The sequence below is a fragment of the Paenibacillus sp. CH40 genome (assembly GCF_024213605.1).
Classification (GTDB): domain Bacteria; phylum Bacillota; class Bacilli; order Paenibacillales; family Paenibacillaceae; genus Paenibacillus; species Paenibacillus polymyxa_B.
On the sequence record NZ_JANAVQ010000023.1, the window covers coordinates 1 to 3043 of the forward strand.

Annotated in this window: 1 protein-coding gene; it reads right to left on the reverse strand. The window is 51.9% G+C overall.

The window, feature by feature from the left end:
• Positions 1-3043 (reverse strand): amino acid adenylation domain-containing protein (locus NLX73_RS24785; protein ID WP_254327605.1); only part of this gene is annotated, 3043 nt, incomplete at both ends.

Below are 3043 nucleotides of genomic sequence, written 5' to 3' on the forward strand. Positions count from 1 at the left end.
GACTGCTCTACATAGGCGCTCGACTGGGAATCCAGCATGTTGTGGAACAGCATTCCTTTTTGCATCGGCGTCATGGGGTATATATTCTCAAGCTCTCCGTCAGGCTGAATCTGCTCCACCATCCGGTCCAGTTCTTCAAGGCTTAAGTCCGAAAGCAGCACATCACTCGGCGTCAATTCGGAGTGCTCCCGAGATACACAATGCTGAATCACTTCTAGCACGTTCTGCTTGAATTGCTCTGCTAGTTGCTCAGCAGCATTTTGTTGGAGTGCCTTATTGTTGTATTGAATACTTAGTTCCAGCATGCCATCTGTAACGAGTCCTCCCACGTCCATAACACAGGACATTTGGGTCAGTTCATGAGTATTAGCTCCGCTGGAATATGGAGAAAAATGCATGCCGCTATGCTGCAGTGTCTGATCAAATTCGCCCAAATAATTAAAGCTGATCTGTGGCTCGGCGTATGTTGCCCTGGACGGTCCATTCTGGCTGAGATATCTCCAGATGCCATACCCAATTCCTTTATGTGGAATGCTGCGCAGCATCTCCTTCATCCGTTTGATGTGCTCGGAGATATCATCTTCCCGGTTAATCCGCAGCAGTACCGGGTATTGACTCGTAAACCAGCCAATCGTCCGTGATATATCCGTATCCTTTATGATTTCTTCCCGGCCATGGCCTTCGAGAAGAATCGCTACCTTTTCACTGCCAGTCCAAGCGCTTAGCGTCTTGCCGAATGCCGTCAACAACAGATCATTCACTTCTGTGTTGTACACGCGGTGGGCTTGCTTCAGTAGTTGATCAGTCTCTTCCTTCGTAAGCCTCACATTTACGATACCCATGTCTTGCTGCATAAACCTATCGCTATGCTCTTGGGACACTGGAAGTTGGGGCGACTCAGATGTCGCCAGTTCATTCACTTGCTCCCAGTATGCGTGCTCACTTTCCATCTCAGTACTGTCGGCATATGCTGACAACCGCTCCGACCAGACCCGGAAGGAGTCTGTTTTGGCCGGGAGCTGTATGGCTTCTCCACGTACAGCCTGCTCATAGGCATTCGACAAATCCTCCAACAGTATCCGCCACGATACGCCGTCTACCACCATATGATGAATAGCCAGTAGCAGATGGTCGCCATCAGCGCAGTGGAACAGGCCTGCTTTCAGCAAAGGCCCTTCATCCAGTCGGATGCTACTCTGAATAGTACTGGCCCGGGCTTCTATAGCTTGACCCAATACGGGACCGATCGGCACGTCTTTGAAATCGGCCACTTCCAGATCATACAGCGCCCCTTCCTCCACTCCGCGGTTCCACGCTTCCCAGCCTTGCTCCGCCTTGCGGAACACCATCCGCAACGCATCATGATGCACCGCCAACTGCGTCAATGCCTGACGTAGCAGCTCTTCCTCGAATCCCTGCTCCCGATGAAGCATAACCGCCTGATTAAAGTGGTCCGGCACAGGCTGCCCTTGCTCCACAAACCACTGCTGAATCGGCGTCAGCAGCACAGCTCCCTCGATCTCTTCCTGATCAGCTAATTGGGTATCCGACACACGCAGATGCGTGGCTAGCTCAGCAACCTCAGGGTACTTAAACAGGTCTTTAATATCCAGCTTGTAGCCTGCCTGCAGCAGGCGTGAGGATACCTGAATCGCCTTGATCGAATCCCCGCCCCGATCAAAAAATTGATCCGTCAATCCGACAGGACCGCCGCCCAGTACAGCCTCCCACACATGGGCCAGCGCCTGCTCCTCTGCTGTCTGCGGAGCCCTATATTCCTGCGTGGAACGGGAAATCTGCTCCGGTGCTGGCAATGCCTTACGGTCGATTTTGCCGTTGGGTGTGAGCGGCATTTGCTCCATCTGAACAAAGTGCGAGGGAACCATATAATTCGGGAGTTCTTCACTCAGCTGCTTGCGAAGTTCGCTCCCCGTCACTTCGCGTTCCGCCACGTAGTAGGCAACCAGTTCGTGTTGGTTTTGGCTGTTTGCATGTGCCAGTGCGATGACCTCTTGCATGCGATCTGCCTTCAGCATAGCCGCCTCAACTTCGCCCAGTTCAATCCGGTAACCGCGAATTTTGACCTGATGGTCAATCCGGCCCAGGTACTCAATGTTACCGTCAGGCAACCATCTTGCCAGGTCGCCTGTCCGATACATGCGTTCATAGCCCGCTTCCCCATCTGCAAACGAATTAGCCACAAATTGTTCAGCCGTTAATTCCGGGCGGTGCAGGTAACCGCGTGCCAATCCTGGACCGGATACACACAGTTCACCGGGGATTCCTGCTGGTGCAAGCTGCCCATGTGCATCGACCATATACACGCGGTGATTCGGTACAGGGCGTCCGATTGAAATAGACACTCCTGCTTCGGGACCTTCCGGTGCAAGCCAAATAGACGTTGTTATGGAATTTTCCGTTGGACCGTAGGCATTGTAGTATGTCACATGATCCTTCCATTTGGATAACAATTCTGGTGAGGCAGCCGAGCCGCCTGTAAATAGGATGCGCAGATCCGGCATTCGTTCCGGATTCAAGTATACAGCATAGGTCGGCGGCAATATCGTAATTGTAATTCGATGATCCGCCATATACTGCTCAAACTTGTCATAACTGAGAATGGTTTCTGATGTCGGGATACATAAAGTGGCCCCGTTGAAGAGCGCCTGAAGCATTTCCCAGATCGAAGCATCAAAGGAATAACTGGCAAACGATACGACACGATCCGAGCCGCTGATCCGCAACGTCTCCCTGAAGTACGTATGCAGATTGCAGAGTCCACGATGCTCAAGCATGACTCCCTTAGGCTGACCTGTGGTTCCGGACGTATAAATCACATACGCTAGGTTATGAGGACCGGATATAGCGTCCAAATTCGTACCATCCCTGTGATATACAGACACGGGCTCTCCTTTTGCTTTAGCCGTACTTGCATCCACAGTGGCTTCGTCCATTTCTGCATCCAGCAGCAGGACCTTGCCCCTAAATTCCACTTTTTCAACCAAATGCTGCTGCGTTAACAGCAGTTCCGTACCTGAATCGT